We start from the raw sequence: 294 nt of genomic DNA, 5'->3' as shown, positions 1-294 counted from the left end.
GTCCCAGCCGGCCTTCGACGAGATCAGCAGCTCGTCGCGGTACGGACGGAAATCGTCCTTGAAAATACGGCCGAAATTGGTTTCGGCGCTGCCGTACGGCGGGCCGTAATTGTTCGCGAGGTCGAAGTGCGTGATGCCGAGATCGACGGCCGTACGCAGAATGTCACGCTGCGTCGAAATCGGCGTGGTGTCGCCGAAGTTGTGCCAAAGGCCGAGCGAGAGCGCCGGCAGCTTGAGTCCCGACTTGCCGCAAAAGCGGTATTGCATCTCCGAATAGCGTTCAGCAGCTGCTTC

At 60.5% G+C, this 294-nt stretch carries 1 protein-coding gene; it reads right to left on the bottom strand.

The window, feature by feature from the left end:
- Window positions 1-294, bottom strand: a 294-nt coding sequence (locus tag SB751_RS29460) for an aldo/keto reductase (RefSeq protein WP_410748959.1), incomplete at both ends; no start/stop codon positions are given.

The sequence above is a fragment of the Cupriavidus sp. SIMBA_020 genome, assembly GCF_046535395.1.
Classification (GTDB): Bacteria; Pseudomonadota; Gammaproteobacteria; order Burkholderiales; family Burkholderiaceae; genus Cupriavidus; species Cupriavidus campinensis.
Note: the sequence above shows the minus strand (reverse complement) of the source record. Positions and strands in the feature narration are given on the sequence as shown.